The sequence below is a fragment of the Flavisolibacter ginsengiterrae DSM 18136 genome (genome assembly GCF_059568575.1).
Genome location: NZ_JCANTR010000010.1, coordinates 126495 through 143011 on the forward strand (window position 1 = coordinate 126495; position 16517 = coordinate 143011).

Genomic DNA, 16517 nt, shown 5'->3' on the forward strand with positions numbered 1-16517 from the left:
GGATCATTGTTTTAATAACTTGACATTGTGGTTTGTATGGGATGTATGCACATTCAGGAAATAAATCCCAGGTAGCAGGAAATCTGTTTTTATCCTGGTGGAGTTCATTCCCTGGTTCAATGTTACCCTGTCTTTAACATATTCCCTGCCAGATGCATCTAACAGGGTGTAATACATCATTTCCTGCAAAGGCGAACGTACTATGACATTAATTTCATCCCGCAAAGGATTTTGCTGCAGGAATACATTGAATGACCTGTTACTAATAGTAATCACCACGATAAAGGAATAAGCCAGACTGCCATCCATGTCAACCATTTTCAGCCGGTAATAAGATACGCCATTCAATGGCCTTTCATCTGTATAACTATAATCTATAACCGATGAGGAAGTGCCGGAAGCTTTAATCATTCCAATGGAAATAAAATTGCGTCCATCAATGCTTCTTTCCAACTGGAAATAAGAACTGTTTTCTTCGTTAACAGTCTTCCAGTTGCAAATCACCTTGTCCTGTTCGGACATTGTTACCAGTTTGGCTGAAAAAGAAAGAAGAAATACAGGCAATGGCAGTTCACTCACATTTTCAAACATAGCGAGGTATGGATGATCCTTTCCCTGAATGCTGGTGAATTCACCACCGGCAAACAGGCTATTACCCTTTACCAGGAGCGTGTGGATCGTGTTATTGGCATCAGGCTGCCAATTGGTAGCACTGCCGGTTAAAAGGTCAAGAGATGCCAAATGATCACGGGTCAAACCTCCAATGGCGGTGAATTGACCTCCAGTATAAACACGGCTGCCGTTTACAGCCATGGTTTCCACTATACCATTAGCATCCGGATCCCATGCCGTGCTATTTCCAGTACCCGCATCTATCGCCGCAATATGATTACGTTGTGATGCTCCTAAAGTAGTAAATGCACCACCAGCCAAAATAGATGGACCATTTACCGAAAGAGAATAAACAGGTGCGTCAGCATTTGGGTTCCAGTTGGTAGCTGCGCCGGTAACACTGTTAAGCGCTGCTACATAACCCCTGGGCAAACTTCCGACAGAGGTAAAATCTCCTGCAGCATAGATCGTATTCCCAATCCCGGTAAGGTCTCTAATAGTACCATTAGCATTAGGATTCCAGTTGGTGATATTACCGGAAGCCATATCGAAAGAAGCCATATTATTTCTTAACTGTTCGGCAATGGAACTAAATGATCCTCCCACATATAACTGCTGATCCTGCATCCACAAAGCCCTAATGGGGGCATTGGCATTAGGATCCCAGGATGTTGGAAATCCTGTTGAAGCATCAATAGCCGCAAGGTAATTCCGGGTAAGACCATTCACATTGGTAAAATCTCCGCCGGCATAAACAGTGTTCCCATTTACGGCAAGGTCTCTTACTGTTCCAAAGACTGCCGGGCTCCATGAGGTCAATTTTCTTGCACTTACATGGATAGCCGCTACGTGATTTCTTTTACCACCTCCTATAGAACTGAAATCACCACCGGCATATACTGCATTTCCATTCACGGCTACAGAGAAAACAAGATCATCTGCATTGGGGTCCCAGTCAGAAAGCAAACCTGTGATCTTATCGATCGCTGCCAGGTGATTGCGGGATTTTCCCCCTACCAATACAAAACCACCACCCGCATACAATGTATTTCCATCTATAGCAATGGATGTCACCCCTCCATTGGCATCCGGGTTCCAGGAACTAACCAGGCCTGTACTGGCATCAATGGCTGCCAGGTTATTCCTTGGCTGTCCTCCAATAACAGTAAAATTTCCCCCGGCATAAATTGTATTACCATCTATATCAATAGAAGCGACCCGGCCATTGGCATTGGGATTCCAGGAAAGCAGGCTTCCTGAACTGGCATCGACAGCCGCAATATAATTCCTTGTTTGACCAGCCATTGTAGTAAAGTCACCCGAAACATAGACTGTACTGCCATTGATGGCAATTGAATAGGTAAGGTTATTGGCATTGGGATTCCAGTTAGAAGCTATTCCTGTATTGGCATCAATAGCTGCCAGGTAGTTTCTTGCAGATCCCCCAGCCTGCGTAAAATAACCCACAATATATACCAGGTTGCCTGACAGAGCCATATCAAACACCCAGCCCGTTACCTGGGGATTCCATGCAGTGGCTAGTCCGGTAACAGCATCCAATGCTGCCAGGCTGGTTCTTGGCTGCCCACCTATATGATTGAATTCACCGGCAACATATACAAGATTACCTGCCACACTGATATCCAGGACCGGCTGATCGGCATTGGCATTCCAGGAAGAAAGGGTGCCGTCAGCATTGATCCTTGCAATATAGTTGCGTGGCTGACCACCCACCTGAGTAAAGAAGCCTCCAATATACCATCCTCCATTGCCATCTGGTGCAGCCGTGGCTACCCTGCCGTTGGGTTTCGCAAATGAATAATTGGGTATTCCCGTTGCCTTATCAATGGATGCACCATACGGTAACGAGGGACCAACATAGGTAAAATCACCACCTATATAGAGCGTATCACCGCTGGCTATCATTGCACGAACCGCCCCATTTGTATACAATGAATCCGGAACAAGGGTTTGAGAAAAAAGCGAAGTGGCGGAAAGAATTCCGGGTAGTATCAGGCAGGCATACAACTTCTTCATAACAGTTAAGTATTTACCTTAAATGAAGAAGATGGCTATTTAAAATTATTAAAAATAAATACGATAAGAGCTCAGCGGTATAACTATTTCGTCAATATTTTAATAACTAACTATCAACTCATTGCAACTCTTCTCTGTATGTATTGGTACCAGGTGCTTACCATATATCAACCTCGTCGATTAAGTTGTATAAAGGCAACCAACAGCTTACTATTTCTCATAAACAAATGCGCTTAACTGTTAGTATGCTCCCATAAAGCATTACCGGATCCAATAATTTCGCTTCGACTGACTTAAAAGAGCAGCCATAAAAGTGAGTCAGTAGCTAAAGTGTTTCCTTGTCTTGTTGATTGTAAAAGAATTGTTTTTGCAGTTTTACAACAATAAGAATTGTTAAGACGCTATGAGGATCCTCTAATGGTTTGTATTCTTGTTGTAACCAAAAAACTGTACCCATGAAAAGAGATCTACTCCTTTTACCAGTTTTATTCATTGTCCTTTTTACTTCATGTGCAGGACATAAATATTATACTTCTTCTTCCTTTGATCAACAGACCGCCAGGCATAAGCTCATAGCAGTACTTCCCGCAGAAATGATCTTTACAGGCACACTGCCCAAAAACCTGTCACCTGAAGACATTGCCTTTATTGAGGAAACGGAAAGCCGCACCTTTCAAAATTCCTTATACAATAGCATACTTCGTCATGCCAATGGCAGGAAGTTCTATACCAGCATCAATGTGCAGGACATAGGCACTACATTAAAATTGCTCGAGGAAAATAAGATCACGATCCGGGATTCATGGAAACAAGATGACCGGCAGTTAGCCAAAGTTTTGGGTGTAGATGCGGTAGTGCGGATGCGCATTCAAAAGAAAAGATACATGAGCGACCTGGCCTCAATGGGTGTGAATATGGGCAGGCAGGTACTCTACCAGTTAGGCGCGGGCAGCCGCTTCCCTTTCCCCTATGTTTCTGACAAAACCAACGACATCTTTGCCTCCTGTAATGTTGTAAGTAACAATCAAACGCTATGGAACGACAACTACCAGCGTGGTGCGGACTACAACAACCCATCCGAGTCAGTCATCTATGATATCACGGATAATTTTGGAAAACATTTTCCGTATAAAAAGAAAAGTTGAGAAGTTAAACAGTTGACAGGTTGACCAGGAGTTAAAGCACTTAATCATTAGTGGGAGTGCTTCTCCAAATAGATCTTTGTTACGTAAAGATTTATTTCGTTAGGCCAGGATCATAGTCTGCCTGGCCTGACGAAAACATTATATTGCTAATTTATCCAAGCATCTTTTTTTCCATAAGGTATTCCGCTATCTGGACCGCATTGGTAGCAGCACCCTTGCGCAGGTTGTCACTGACGATCCACATATTCAGCGTATTTGGCTGGGTCTCATCACGACGCAGTCTTCCTACAAACACTTCATCCTTTTCATGCGCCCATAAAGGCATTGGGTACACTTGCTGCGAAGGATCGTCCTGCACAACGATACCAGGTGAAGTGCTTAGTAATTGCCTTACTTCATTCAGATCAAAGTCTTTCCCAAACTCCACGTTCACACTCTCACTATGGCCTCCCATAACAGGTATGCGCACTGTAGTAGCTGTCACTTTGATGGAATCATCTTTCATGATCTTCTTGGTCTCGTTCACCATCTTCATTTCTTCCTTGGTATAACCATTATCCAGGAACACATCGATCTGTGGCAATGCATTCAGGTCTATGGCATATTTATAAGCCATCTCACCCTCTCTGCCTTCTCTTTCATTGAATAATTGATCAACTGCTTTCTTGCCAGTGCCCGTGACACTTTGATAAGTCGATACCACCACTCTTCTTACACCGTATTTTTTATGCAAAGGCTGCAGCGCCACTACCATTTGAATAGTGGAACAATTGGGATTGGCAATGATCTTGTCATTTGCCGTCAACACATCTGCATTTACTTCGGGCACTACCAGGGGTTTGGCAGGGTCCATTCTCCAGGCAGAAGAATTATCGATCACGGTGATACCTGCAGCGGCATATTTCGGTGCCCACTCCAGGGAGGTGCTTCCTCCTGCAGAAAAAAGCGCTACGGCTGGTTTAGCATCGATCCCTTCCTGCAGGCTCACTACCTTATATTTCTTACCCTTGAAATCAACTTCTTTTCCAACTGATCTTTCTGAGGCAACAGGAACTAATTCATCTACGGGAAAATTCCTTTCAGCCAATACCTGCAACATTTTTGTACCTACAAGGCCGGTGGCGCCAACAACTGCAACTTTCATTTTTTTGTTTCTTTTTGTGGTTTGTTATAATGGCTGCCGGTGATCAGCCGGCAAAAAAAAGCCTTCCGGTGAGGGAAGGCTTGTAATCTATTCTGAACATACTCATACGTTACACACCTTCCGCTTGCGAAAACTGTTTCTTCGTACGTTTTGTATGTGTGATGATCATCATTGCAGGGCGAATGTAACCCCAAATCTTTTTCTTTCCAAATACGCTATATTTTTTTACAAATAGTTTTTACATTAGATGCGATGAGGCCAAAACTACTGCTGCCGCTACTTGTGGCGCTATTCAGTACCCCTGTTCTCCATGCCCAGACAATTGCGCGTTATGATATGGTGATCGATGAGATCATGGCAGATCCTTCGCCCCAGGTATTGCTTCCCAATGCGGAATACATAGAATTAAAAAATACCAGTGGCCATGATCTGAATCTTTCCGGGTGCCGGTTGCGTACAGCTTCCACCACCAGTGGTGCATTCCCTTCATATATTCTACCTGCCGACAGTTTTTTGATCATTTCCTCCACTACCAATGCTCCCTTATTTACAGGTTATGGTCGTGCACTTGGCATTCCTTCTTTTCCTTCCTTACTAAATGAAGGAACACTGCTTTCCCTCCAATCCAAAGAAGGAATAGTAATACATGCAGTCAATTATACCTCCGGATGGTACCAGAACCCGGTAAAACAAGATGGAGGCTGGAGTCTTGAAATGACAGATACTCATAATCCCTGTGCAGGCGTAAATAACTGGAAAGTTTCTATCGACCCACAGGGTGGAACTCCGGGCAGAAAGAATTCCGTGGATGGGGTGAACAGGGATGAGGCGCCACCTCAATTAATCAGGACCTATAGTCCGGACAGCCTTACAGTGGTTGCCGTATTTAATGAACCCCTGGACAGTCTTTCAGCATCCATTAAGACCAATTACAGTTTTAATAATAACCTGCTTATAAGCAGTGTAACACCTCAAGGGCCCTTATTCGACATGGTTACCATCAGGCTTGTTCAGCCGATGCAAAAAAAGACCGTATACAATTTGATTGTTAGTTCCGTAACAGATTGCAAAGGCAACACCATTGCAGCCTATAATAAAGCCAGGGCAGGATTAACTGAAGAAGCCATACAGGGAGACCTTGTTATCAATGAGATCCTTTTTGACCCGAGGCCCGGCGCTTATGATTACCTGGAGGTTTATAATAACAGCAATAAAATATTCGATGCCTCTCATGTATATGTAGCCAATAGAAATGCAGCAGGTGAGATCAGTTCAGTGAAAAAGCTTAGTGAGATACCCCAAACCATTTTCCCAGGTGACTACCTGGTGCTGACAGAAGATGCCATTTCGCTTCAAAAAGAATACCTGGTAAAAGATCCTTCCACCATCGTGACACTTACAACTTTGCCTTCTTTCCCTGATGATAAAGGTTTTGCTGTTTTAACCAACATGCAGGGTGGCATTGTAGATGAAGTGCCTTATTCTTCCAAATGGCATTTTGCACTGATTGGAAATGCTGAAGGTGTTTCACTGGAAAGAATTGACCCTTCCGATCCTTCCGCTGACGCAGGCAACTGGCACTCCGCTGCATCCACTGCTGGTTATGGTACTCCAGGGTATAAAAATTCTCAATATGGATCTGGTGAAGTTTCCGGTTCTACCGTTGATGTTTCGCCTAAGATATTCTCTCCAGACAATGATGGATATGATGATATTGCTTCCGTGAAATACATGGTGGAGGAAAGAGGTTATGTAGCCAATATCAGCATATTTAATTCCAATGGCTTGCCGGTACGTTACCTCGTCAAAAACCAAACACTGGGGATGAATGGTTATTGGAACTGGGATGGGTTGGACGACAAACAACAACAACTACCCCGTGGCACCTATATCATTTTTACAGAGATCTTCAACCTGCAGGGAAAAAAGAAACAATTTAAGAACACCATTGTACTGGCAAGAAAAAATTAGATCACTTAACTATTGCCTCCCAACATAAAAAAAGAGCCTATATGAAGGCTCTTTTAATTATTAGTTGATGGCTTTTATACCAATTCAATATCAAAGCTTACCAGCTCGTGAAATTGCTGCAAACGGCGGTCTATATCTGCTTTTGTGATCTCTTTTAACCGCTGTGTTCCAAATTTCTCTACACAGAAGCTGGCCATGGCCGACCCGATGATGATAGCAGTCTTCATATTCTCGTAAGAAATGTCCCTGGTTTTAGCCAGGTGGCCGATGAACCCTCCTGCGAAAGTATCTCCGGCGCCTGTAGGATCAAACACGTCTTCCAGCGGAAGTGCAGGTGCAAAAAATACCTCGTCACCATGAAATAATAAAGCGCCATGCTCACCCTTTTTGATGATCAGGTATTTAGGACCCATAGTGAGGATCTTTTTAGCTGCTTTCACCAGGGAGAATTCGTGACTCAGCTCTCTTGCTTCACCATCATTTACCAACAATACATCCGTCATGGTTAGCACTTCTTTCAGATCTTCTAAAGCAGTTTCCATCCAGAAATTCATGGTATCCAGTACTATAAGCTTGGGACGCTCTCTCAATTGTTCAATGACAGCTTTCTGGAGTTTTGGCATCAGGTTACCGAGCATCAAAAATTCCGCTCCCTGGTAACTTTCAGGGATCACAGGGTTAAAATCAGCCAGTACATTCAGGTCTGTTACCAGCGTATCGCGGGTATTCATATCCATGTGGTACTTCCCTGCCCAGAAAAAAGAAGGTTTGTCTTTTACGGTCTCCACTCCTTCTACCTGAACCCCCCGCTCTATCAGTTCATTCATTTCCGTCTCAGGAAAATCATTTCCAACGATAGAAACCTGCTGCACAGGCTTTATAAAGTTTGAAGCTGCATAGGCTACATAAGTGGCAGAACCACCAATGATCTTATCACTTTTCCCAAAAGGAGTTTCAATAGCATCAAATGCCATTGTACCAACAACAATTAAAGACATTTCTAGTTTAAATTAGATTAGAGATTACCACAATTCAAAGCCTGTAGCATACATAAACAGGCCAGGAAACACGGACGTTTATACGGCGTGCAAACCTAAAGCAATTTTAATAAGCAGCCTGTATTTATTTGGCATAAAAAGCCCTACAGACTGCCTTGGAATCTCCATTTATGTAAACCTGTTGTTAAAAGCGCACGCCAACTGAAAGGCCAAAACGCAAACCGGGCAAAAATCCGCTATAGCCAGAAGAAACAGTTTTGGCATTAGGATCTACCACCACGTTTAACTTATCACCGATGATTGGCAGGTCACCCACTGAGTCATTGATCTCTTTCTGTGCATCTGCCGCTTCCTGAGCGTCCCATGAATCAGTGGATGTAATATCGTGCATGACAACTTTGTGTTTGGCGCTATTTGCTTCAGGGCCCAGGAAGAAAAAGTCAAGGACCACTCTTTTGGCGATCATAAATTGTACCCCCAGTTGTGCACCCACACCATAACCTGTATAGGCGCTAGTAGTGGCAAAATTGGTGGGGGTGCCGTCAAGATCAGTGTCCAAAATAGTGGAGGCATCACTTTTTACATATTTCAGGTAAGGTTCAAAGTAAAAGCCTGACATGGTTTTCCTACCCAGGTACATGCGGTATCCTCCCATGATAGAAAAAGTTTTCATTTTCACATCCCTGTCCTTATCATCTATTTTAACTGATGTTGTCTTGCTCATGGGAATACCAATATTGAATGTCACAGATTTTTTACGCTTGAAATTGTATTCTCCCATCAGTCCTATCTTTCCAAAATAAAGGCTGGAAGGATTCCATTTTATACTGGTAGAAGACATATACTGCTCAACATTTGCAGCATCGCCGGACTGGGCATTTACAAGTTGGAAAATGCAACTAAGGGCGAGCAGGAAAAAAAATCTTTTCATGTAGTGTTGGTTTTGGTTGTATGAGGGGCTAAGATAATATGATTCAACTGAATTCATTATAAGTAACCCAGGGGATTATCATTTGATCCCTGCATCCTTATCTTTGGCGCTTTCATAGGCTATATGATCCATTTCCATCCCCTTCGTGTTGAAAAAATTGACAGGCAAACTGAAGACTGCGTTTCCATCACTTTTACTGTTCCCGAAGATCTTAAGGATACTTTCCGTTTCAAGCAGGGACAAACACTTACGATCCGTAAAAAATTCAATGGTGAAGAAGTGCGGCGCAATTATTCCATTTGCAGCAGCCTATTTGATAATACCCTGCAGGTGGCTGTAAAGAAAGTGGAAGGGGGATTATTCTCTTCTTTTGCCAATGATGAATTAAAGCCCGGGGATGAACTGGAAGTGCTGCCCCCTACCGGTAAATTTTATACCGAATTGTCTCCTGCACAGAAAAAAAACTATGTGGCCTTCGCAGCCGGCAGTGGCATCACACCTATTTTATCCATAATAAAAACCACCCTCCTAACCGAACCCCAGAGTCGGTTTACACTGGTATTTGGAAACCGCACCAAGAATTCCATCATTTTCAAAGAGGAACTGGAAGCCCTCAAGGATAAATTCATTGATCGCTTCCGGATCTATCATATCCTTAGCAGGGAAAGATCAGATGCGGAGATCAATTCGGGTCGCATAGATACCAATAAACTGGACCTGCTTTTCTCTAAATTGATTGACATTAGGCATAGCGATGAATTCTTTATTTGCGGACCTGAGGAAATGATCTTTTGCATCAAGGGATACCTGGCAGGTAAAGGCGTGCCTTCGGAAAATATACATTTTGAACTATTTACTGTGCCTGGGCAAAAGACAACAGGTATTGCTTCCCTAACAGAAGCACCAGAAGAAAAAGGAACCAGGGCCCGGGTACAGGTGAAACTGGATGGGATCGTTTTTGATTTTGACCTTGGATATGAAGGACAAAGTATCCTGGATGCTGCATTGGAAAAAGGGGCAGACCTTCCCTATGCCTGCAAAGGTGGCGTATGCACTACCTGTAAAGCCAAACTTACGGAAGGGGAAGTAAGCATGGATGTAAATTGGGGTCTGGAGCCGGATGAAGTAGCCAAAGGCTTTATTCTTACCTGTCAATCTCACCCCAGGACTGAAAACGTCAGTGTTGATTTTGATACCAGGTAATTATTGAGCGGCTACATCCTTTGCCGTTTTTTGTAGTAATTCAGTGATCGACCGCTTCACCCAGTACACTGTATTGGGCGCCAACCCTGAAGTATGAAAATATACCTTGCCCGAGGGATCCAGTACCACATGTGTTGGATAAAACCTGACACCATATTGAGAAGCAATGTTTCTTCCTCCATCAATCATGGTATATTTAAAAGGCATCTTTTCCAGGAAGCTGGTTATGTCATTGGGCGCATCAAGTGAAACACCAATGAAAAGCACGTTCTTATTGTCCTTGAACTGATCCACCAGTTTATTCAGATCAGGTATCTCACGACGACAGGGACCACAATTGATGAACCAGAAGTTCAATACAATGATCTTTCCCTTTGCGTTGGCAAGGTCAATGGGGTTGCCATTAATGTCTTTGCCATTGAACAACTCTAACTTTTTACCCGTAGTGAAAAAATTGCTCTCCTTTGGCTTTGGCATTTTGGAGAATTCAGCATCAATGGCATTTTCATTCAGTTTTATCAGTATCAGGGCTGTTCTTTGATCATTGGGATTTTCTGGCTTTAATCCATAGTCACCGCTGTTAAAGAGCTTTTTCCATTCCTGCAAAGCGTATATTTTGCCTGTTGAATCTTTTACAACAGAGCTATCTGTAACAGATATCTTAACCTGTGCCTGCAAGGCCAGGCTAAAAAAGCAAAAAATGATGGCCGCAATAATTTTCATTTCGTTCAATTACTAATAAAGATATAGTGTACTATGGCTCTTTCACAGCAAATAACCAAAAACTTAGTCATAAAGCTCTTCCGGAATTAACATCAAACAGGGGACTGTTTCATTAAATTTGTGGTAACGAAAACGCTATATGTCTACACAGGAACTTGAAAAGAACTTCCAGGAGAAGGTGGATGCAGAGGTTCGCATTGAACCCCGCGACTGGATGCCGGAAAAATACCGCCAGACCCTGATACGCCAGATAAGCCAGCATGCACACAGTGAGATTGTTGGCATGCTACCTGAAGGAAACTGGATCAGCCGTGCCCCCTCGCTAAAACGCAAACAAATATTAATTGCCAAAGTACAGGATGAAGCTGGCCATGGGCTTTACCTGTATAGTGCTGCAGAAACCCTTGGTATCACCCGTGATGAGATGATAGAACAACTGCACACCGGCAAAGCCAAATATTCGTCCATATTTAATTATCCCACGCTTACCTGGGCCGACATGGGAGCTATTGGCTGGCTGGTTGATGGCGCGGCCATTATGAACCAGGTGCCACTATGCCGCACTTCCTATGGCCCTTACAGCCGGGCTATGATACGCGTCTGTAAGGAAGAAAGCTTTCACCAGCGCCAGGGATTTGAAAGCCTGCTGGTATTAAGCAAGGGTACTCCGGAGCAAAAGGCCATGGTGCAGGATGCTATTGACAGGTGGTGGTGGCCAAGCCTGATGATGTTCGGACCACACGACGCTGAAAGCACCAATACAGAAGCCAGCATGAAGTGGAAGATCAAACGCTTTAGTAATGATGAATTACGCCAGCGCTTTGTTGATATGATCGCCGAACAGGTGAAACTGCTTGAAATGAACCTGCCTGATCCCGATCTGAAATGGAACGAGGAAAGAGGCCATTATGATTTCGGCAAGATCAACTGGGAAGAATTCTGGAACGTGGTTAGCGGAAACGGCCCTTGTAATAAACAGCGCCTGGATACTCGACGCAAAGCCTGGGATGAAGGGGCATGGGTTCGGGAAGCTGCCAAAGCACACGCAGAAAAAAGAGCGGCAAGAAATAAAGAGCAAATAGCTGCTTAAAACAAAAATTGATCAGAATGATATTCTTTAAAAAATATTTTTACGGGGATTACGGCGATAAAGAACAGGTAGCCAATAATAACGAGTCTTCACAAACCGGGGCTCATAACGCTGATCTTTCCTCTTTGAGTAAATCAAAGGGGGCCGAGTGGCCTCTTTGGGAAGTTTTTATTCGCAGCAAGCAGGGACTGGATCATAAACATGTTGGATCGCTGCATGCCTCCGATGCACAAATGGCCATTGAAAATGCCAGGGATGTGTATACCCGCCGGCAGGAAGGTGTGAGCATCTGGGTGGTGGAAAGTAAATACATCCATGCCTCCAACCCTGATGATGCTGAAAGCTTTTACGAACCTGCCAACGATAAGGTGTATCGTCATCCCACCTTCTATGACCTGCCGGATGAATTGACCCATATGTGATCCTGAAACCCATAACTTTTAATTGATCAAATTGCCGACAACAGAACTATTTCAATTCACCCTTCAGCTGGCAGACAGCACCCTGCTCATGGGTCAGCGCCATAGTGAATGGACAGGGCACGGTCCTGTGCTGGAACAGGATATTGCCATCACCAATATTGCTCTTGATTACCTGGGCCAGTCAAGGAATTTGTACCAGTATGCCGCAACGCTATATAATAATAGCAGCGAAGAAGATAAGAGGCTAATGGATACATATATCCCAAGACCCTGGAAATCTTTCAACCGCGAACTGCAGGAAGATGACCTGGCATTTCTAAGAGAGGAACACCAGTTCCTGAATGTTTTGCTGGCAGAATTGCCCAGGGGCGATTGGTCTTTTACCGTGCTGAAGGAATTTTTCTTCAGCGCATTTCAAATAAACCAATACCAGCAGCTCCAATCCGGCACGGATACCCAGTTAGCTGCCATTGCAGAAAAATCAATTAAAGAGGTTTCCTATCACCTGCGCTGGAGCAGCGAATGGGTAATACGCCTGGGCGATGGAACGGAAGAAAGCCATGCCAGGTTGAACCATGCATTGGCTGACACCTGGATGTTCACAGGTGAACTGTTTGTACCTGCCTCTTATGAACTGGTCCTGTCTCAGCAAGGCATAGCCGCAGATCCTCAAACATTGAAGGAGCAATGGCTGGAAAAAGTACATACAGTATTCCATGAGGCTACACTTGATATACCCACCCAAACATGGATGCAGCAAGGGGGCAAAGAAGGAAGACATACAGAACATATGGGGTATCTGCTGGCTGAAATGCAACAATTGCAAAGAACCTATCCTAATGCTACCTGGTAATGCCGGAAGAAAAGGAAATATGGCAGATACTGGCAGAAGTGAAAGACCCTGAAGTGCCGGTGCTTTCAGTAACTGACCTGGGCATTATACGTTCCGTTACAGTTACCGGCAACCATATTGATGTTGTGATCACCCCAACTTATTCAGGTTGCCCGGCCATGGATGTTATTTCCATGGACATACGATTGAAACTGATAGAAAAAGGTTTTCGGGATATATCTGTAAACCAGCAACTTTCACCTGCATGGACAACCGACTGGATGAGTGAGGAAGGCAAACAAAAGCTAAAAGCTTTCGGTATTGCACCCCCTAATCCAAAGCAACAGTTTTGCTCCACAGAAATGTTTCGCCAGGAAGCAGTAGCATGCCCAAGATGCAACTCCTACCATACCGAGTTGATCAGCCAGTTTGGGTCCACAGCCTGCAAAGCCATGTATCGTTGCCTGGACTGTAAAGAAGCTTTCGATTATTTCAAATGCCACTGACAGCCCCATAGAATTCATTTAGTTTTGGATCACCAAATCATACTACCATGTCATCGATCTTATTTGAGATAAAGGATTCCATTGCTTTTATTACGCTCAACCGTCCTGACAAGTACAATGCCTTCAACCGTGAGATGGCTTTGTCCATGCAGGAAAAGCTGGACCAGTGTAAAGAAAGCAATATCCGATGCGTGTATATAACGGGATCGGGTAAGGCTTTTTGTTCCGGCCAGGACCTTGATGAAGTGGTAGATCCCCAGGGCCCCAAAGTGGTCAATATAGTTTCCGACCATTACAATCCCATCATCAGCAAGATCAGGTATCTTGAAAAACCTGTTATTGCAGCCGTCAATGGTGTGGCTGCCGGTGCGGGTGCCAACCTTGCCATTGGCTGTGATATCGTTGTTGCCAAAAGATCCGCCACCTTCATACAGGCTTTTTCCAAAATCGGATTGGTACCAGATACAGGTGGTACTTTCTTTTTGCCACGCCTGATAGGGCTTCAAAAAGCGTTTGCATTGACCATGTTGGGTGATAAATTATCTGCAGAAGAAGCAGAGCGCATGGGCATGATCTATAAAGTATTGAATGATGAAACATTTACCGAAGAATCCATAGCTATTGCAACCACCCTATCTCAACTTCCCACCAAGGCTTTATCCCTCACCAAAAAAGCCCTGAACCAAAGCTTTATCAGCAGCCTCGAAGAACAATTGCATGCCGAGGAAGTTCTCCAGCAACGAGCCTCCGCCACCAAAGATTTTAAAGAAGGCGTACAGGCTTTTTTAGAAAAGCGAAAGGCGAATTTTACAGGAGAATAATAGAACTAAGATTAATATGATTTACCAGGATTTAACGGGAGAAATTATTGGATGTGCTATGGAAGTGCACAGGCAAATGGGACCAGGGTTCCAGGAATATGTATATCAACGTGCTTTAGAAATTGAATTACAACAAAAAGCAGTTAAATATCAACGTGAGTTCGATATAAAAATATTTTACAAAGGAGAATATATTGCATTGAGAAGAGTCGATTTTCTTATTAATGATGTTATTACCGTTGAACTAAAGGCACGAACCGAAATTGAAGATCTCCATCTGGCCCAGGCAATTAATTACCTGGAAAGTTCTGTCTACCCGGTAGGTCTCCTTATAAATTTTGGTGCAAAAAGCCTGCAATTCAAAAGACTCTACAACAAAAAGCTCCTTAATAATCAAACAAAATCAAATGAATTTTAATTCTTTTTACTTCCTCAAAAATCCTATTAAATCCTATGAATCCTAGTTCTATACCTAGTTCTACCCCAAGTTCCATCACCACCCACATGCTCCGCCTCGATCAATTCAGCCAGTGGCTGGGGATAGAGATCGTTGAGGTCAGCGAGGGCTATTGCAAGGCAAAGATGAAATTGAGGGAAGAAATGATCAATGGCCTTGGCGTGGTGCATGGTGGTATTGCTTTTTCCCTGGCAGACAGTGCCTTTGCTTTTGCCTGCAACAACCGTAATAACTTATCACTTGCGCTGGATACCAGCATGAATTTTACAAAACCATTATTGCCCGGCGATGAACTGGTTGCGGAAGCCAAAGAATTACACAACGGCAAAAGTACCGGGGTGTACCTGGTAACCCTGTATAATCAAAATAATGTGCAGGTGGGACTATTTAAAGGCACCTGTTTCAGAACAGGCAAACCCGTAGTTTAATGAAAGAAACCATTCTGCATTTATTTCAACAATATCCACATACTGCATTGCTGATCAGCATATGCATTAGTATTATAGTTGCGTTATTAGGAATTATCCCCAGCTTTTTTATCACTGCGGCCAACATTTTATTTTTTGGCTTTTGGGAAGGCACCGCCATTTCTTTCATTGGAGAATCTGTGGGAGCCATTCTTGCCTTTCTTTTGTACAGGGCAGGATTTAAAAAAAGCATATCGCTACAGTTACAAAAATACCCAAGGGTTCAGCGTTTAACCGAAGCAGAAGGCAAACAAGCTTTTTTACTCATTCTTGCTCTACGCCTTATACCCTATGTCCCATCCGGCCTTGTCACTTTTGCAGCTTCTATTGGAAAAGTATCAACGCTAACTTTCTTAATAGCCAGTTCCATAGGCAAGTTGCCTGCCTTATTATTGGAAGCCTTTTCTGTTTACGAGGTAATGCAGTTTGGACTGATGGGGAAGTTGCTGCTTACTTCCATATCCCTGTTGATTTTATTTTTCCTTGGCAGGCAGGTAGTATATAAGACCCGCAAATGAATTGCTCATAATAGGCATAAGCATTTGAAAAACGTATAGGTTTGTAATATGGCTTGTTATGAATTCAATGGCATCAAACCAGTGGTCCATCCCTCCTCATTCATTCATCCCCAGGCATCAGTAATGGGCAATGTAATCATAGGAAAGGATGTTTATATCGGTCCCGGTTGTGCGCTTCGGGGCGATTGGGGAAAGATCATCATTTCCGATGGCTGCAATGTGCAGGAGAATTGCACAGTACATATGTTCCCGGGTGTCACGGTGTTGTTGGAAGAAAATGCACATATCGGGCATGGCGCTATCATTCATGGTGCTACCATTGGCCGCAATTGCCTGGTAGGCATGAATGCTGTGATCATGGATGAAGTGGAACTGGGTGAAGAATGCATTGTCGGTGCATTAAGTTTTATAAAGCAGGGACAGTTAATCCCGGCAAGATCCCTGTTAGCAGGTAATCCTGCACGGATCATAAAACCGGTAAGTGATGAAATGATGAAGTGGAAATCTGAGGGCACTTCCATTTACCAGCAATTACCACTGCAATGCAAAGAAACCCTCAAAATTTGTGAACCTCTTCGGGAGGAAGTACCTCAGCAATTCATATCACCCATTGACTATAAACCATTTAAAAAAAGCTAAG

General features: G+C 43.6%; 17 protein-coding genes. 12 read left to right on the forward strand and 5 right to left on the reverse strand.

The features are described 5' to 3' along the window. Positions 1-3: 3 nt before the first annotated feature. Positions 4-2649: a T9SS type A sorting domain-containing protein gene (locus tag BP74_RS12080; protein ID WP_496374435.1), complete on the reverse strand. Its 2646-nt coding sequence runs from the start codon at positions 2647-2649 to the stop codon at positions 4-6. A gap of 455 nt (positions 2650-3104) precedes the next feature. Between BP74_RS12080 and BP74_RS12085 the strand changes: the two genes are divergently transcribed. Further along, on the forward strand, positions 3105-3794 hold the full coding sequence (locus BP74_RS12085; protein WP_496374437.1) for a hypothetical protein: 690 nt from the start codon (positions 3105-3107) through the stop codon (positions 3792-3794). 151 nt (positions 3795-3945) lie between these two features. On the opposite strand, the gene BP74_RS12090 is transcribed toward BP74_RS12085, so the two are convergent. Beyond that, complete coding sequence (locus tag BP74_RS12090; RefSeq protein WP_496374439.1) at positions 3946-4938, reverse strand: aspartate-semialdehyde dehydrogenase; 993 nt, start codon at positions 4936-4938, stop codon at positions 3946-3948. A 252-nt stretch (positions 4939-5190) separates the two neighbouring features. Between BP74_RS12090 and BP74_RS12095 the strand changes: the two genes are divergently transcribed. Beyond that, positions 5191-6909 (forward strand): lamin tail domain-containing protein, encoded by a 1719-nt coding sequence (locus tag BP74_RS12095; RefSeq protein ID WP_496374441.1) that lies wholly within the window; start codon positions 5191-5193, stop codon positions 6907-6909. Positions 6910-6983: 74 nt separating this feature from the next. Here BP74_RS12095 and BP74_RS12100 read toward each other — a convergent pair whose 3' ends face one another. Together BP74_RS12100 and BP74_RS12105 are read right to left on the reverse strand one after the other, a co-directional pair. Beyond that, positions 6984-7907 (reverse strand): PfkB family carbohydrate kinase, encoded by a 924-nt coding sequence (locus BP74_RS12100; RefSeq protein WP_496374443.1) that lies wholly within the window; start codon positions 7905-7907, stop codon positions 6984-6986. Between the two features lie 184 nt (positions 7908-8091). Then, entirely contained in the window at positions 8092-8838 is a 747-nt protein-coding gene (locus tag BP74_RS12105; protein ID WP_496374445.1) for a DUF3575 domain-containing protein, read from the reverse strand. A gap of 123 nt (positions 8839-8961) precedes the next feature. Here BP74_RS12105 and paaE point away from each other — a divergent pair, with 123 nt between their 5' ends. Continuing rightward, a complete protein-coding gene (gene paaE, locus BP74_RS12110) occupies positions 8962-10041 on the forward strand; it encodes a 1,2-phenylacetyl-CoA epoxidase subunit PaaE (protein ID WP_496374447.1) in 1080 nt (359 codons plus the stop codon). Here paaE and BP74_RS12115 read toward each other — a convergent pair whose 3' ends face one another. Further along, on the reverse strand, positions 10042-10764 hold the full coding sequence (locus BP74_RS12115) for a TlpA family protein disulfide reductase (protein WP_496374449.1): 723 nt from the start codon (positions 10762-10764) through the stop codon (positions 10042-10044). A gap of 139 nt (positions 10765-10903) precedes the next feature. Here BP74_RS12115 and paaA point away from each other — a divergent pair, with 139 nt between their 5' ends. The 9 genes from paaA to BP74_RS12160 are packed head-to-tail and all read left to right on the forward strand — an operon-like array spanning position 10904 to position 16516. Continuing rightward, positions 10904-11854 (forward strand): 1,2-phenylacetyl-CoA epoxidase subunit PaaA, encoded by a 951-nt coding sequence (gene paaA / locus BP74_RS12120; protein WP_496374451.1) that lies wholly within the window; start codon positions 10904-10906, stop codon positions 11852-11854. Positions 11855-11871: 17 nt separating this feature from the next. Next, positions 11872-12276: a 1,2-phenylacetyl-CoA epoxidase subunit PaaB gene (gene paaB, locus BP74_RS12125; RefSeq protein ID WP_496374453.1), complete on the forward strand. Its 405-nt coding sequence runs from the start codon at positions 11872-11874 to the stop codon at positions 12274-12276. 31 nt (positions 12277-12307) lie between these two features. After that, positions 12308-13129 (forward strand): 1,2-phenylacetyl-CoA epoxidase subunit PaaC, encoded by an 822-nt coding sequence (paaC, locus tag BP74_RS12130; RefSeq protein WP_496374455.1) that lies wholly within the window; start codon positions 12308-12310, stop codon positions 13127-13129. Then, on the forward strand, positions 13129-13614 hold the full coding sequence (gene paaD / locus BP74_RS12135) for a 1,2-phenylacetyl-CoA epoxidase subunit PaaD (protein ID WP_496374457.1): 486 nt from the start codon (positions 13129-13131) through the stop codon (positions 13612-13614). The genes paaC and paaD overlap by 1 nt, the downstream gene beginning before the upstream one ends. Before the next feature lie 47 nt (positions 13615-13661). Beyond that, positions 13662-14435 carry an enoyl-CoA hydratase-related protein gene (locus BP74_RS12140; protein ID WP_496374459.1) on the forward strand — a complete coding sequence of 258 codons (774 nt, stop codon included), beginning with the start codon at positions 13662-13664 and terminating at the stop codon, positions 14433-14435. A gap of 16 nt (positions 14436-14451) precedes the next feature. Beyond that, on the forward strand, positions 14452-14853 hold the full coding sequence (locus BP74_RS12145) for a GxxExxY protein (protein WP_496374461.1): 402 nt from the start codon (positions 14452-14454) through the stop codon (positions 14851-14853). 35 nt (positions 14854-14888) lie between these two features. Further along, a complete protein-coding gene (locus tag BP74_RS12150; protein ID WP_496374463.1) occupies positions 14889-15320 on the forward strand; it encodes a hotdog fold thioesterase in 432 nt (143 codons plus the stop codon). Continuing rightward, positions 15320-15877, forward strand: a complete 558-nt coding sequence (locus tag BP74_RS12155) for a TVP38/TMEM64 family protein (RefSeq protein ID WP_496374465.1) — start codon at positions 15320-15322, stop codon at positions 15875-15877. The genes BP74_RS12150 and BP74_RS12155 overlap by 1 nt, the downstream gene beginning before the upstream one ends. A 48-nt stretch (positions 15878-15925) precedes the next feature. Next, positions 15926-16516 carry an acyltransferase gene (locus BP74_RS12160; protein ID WP_496374467.1) on the forward strand — a complete coding sequence of 197 codons (591 nt, stop codon included), beginning with the start codon at positions 15926-15928 and terminating at the stop codon, positions 16514-16516. The last annotated feature ends 1 nt before the right edge of the window (position 16517 follow it).

Excerpts from the sequence above, each read along its gene's own strand:
- BP74_RS12140 (WP_496374459.1), top strand. The coding sequence starts at position 13,662 with ATGTCATCGATCTTATTTGAGATAAAGGATTCCATTGCTTTTATTACG.
- BP74_RS12100 (WP_496374443.1), bottom strand. The coding sequence starts at position 7,907 with ATGTCTTTAATTGTTGTTGGTACAATGGCATTTGATGCTATTGAAACT.
- BP74_RS12160 (WP_496374467.1), top strand. The coding sequence starts at position 15,926 with ATGGCTTGTTATGAATTCAATGGCATCAAACCAGTGGTCCATCCCTCC.
- BP74_RS12095 (WP_496374441.1), top strand. The coding sequence starts at position 5,191 with ATGAGGCCAAAACTACTGCTGCCGCTACTTGTGGCGCTATTCAGTACC.
- BP74_RS12080 (WP_496374435.1), bottom strand. The coding sequence starts at position 2,649 with ATGAAGAAGTTGTATGCCTGCCTGATACTACCCGGAATTCTTTCCGCC.
- paaE (WP_496374447.1), top strand. The coding sequence starts at position 8,962 with ATGATCCATTTCCATCCCCTTCGTGTTGAAAAAATTGACAGGCAAACT.
- BP74_RS12155 (WP_496374465.1), top strand. The coding sequence starts at position 15,320 with ATGAAAGAAACCATTCTGCATTTATTTCAACAATATCCACATACTGCA.
- BP74_RS12145 (WP_496374461.1), top strand. The coding sequence starts at position 14,452 with ATGATTTACCAGGATTTAACGGGAGAAATTATTGGATGTGCTATGGAA.
- paaD (WP_496374457.1), top strand. The coding sequence starts at position 13,129 with ATGCCGGAAGAAAAGGAAATATGGCAGATACTGGCAGAAGTGAAAGAC.
- paaA (WP_496374451.1), top strand. The coding sequence starts at position 10,904 with ATGTCTACACAGGAACTTGAAAAGAACTTCCAGGAGAAGGTGGATGCA.
- BP74_RS12090 (WP_496374439.1), bottom strand. The coding sequence starts at position 4,938 with ATGAAAGTTGCAGTTGTTGGCGCCACCGGCCTTGTAGGTACAAAAATG.
- paaB (WP_496374453.1), top strand. The coding sequence starts at position 11,872 with ATGATATTCTTTAAAAAATATTTTTACGGGGATTACGGCGATAAAGAA.
- BP74_RS12105 (WP_496374445.1), bottom strand. The coding sequence starts at position 8,838 with ATGAAAAGATTTTTTTTCCTGCTCGCCCTTAGTTGCATTTTCCAACTT.
- BP74_RS12150 (WP_496374463.1), top strand. The coding sequence starts at position 14,889 with ATGAATCCTAGTTCTATACCTAGTTCTACCCCAAGTTCCATCACCACC.
- BP74_RS12115 (WP_496374449.1), bottom strand. The coding sequence starts at position 10,764 with ATGAAAATTATTGCGGCCATCATTTTTTGCTTTTTTAGCCTGGCCTTG.
- BP74_RS12085 (WP_496374437.1), top strand. The coding sequence starts at position 3,105 with ATGAAAAGAGATCTACTCCTTTTACCAGTTTTATTCATTGTCCTTTTT.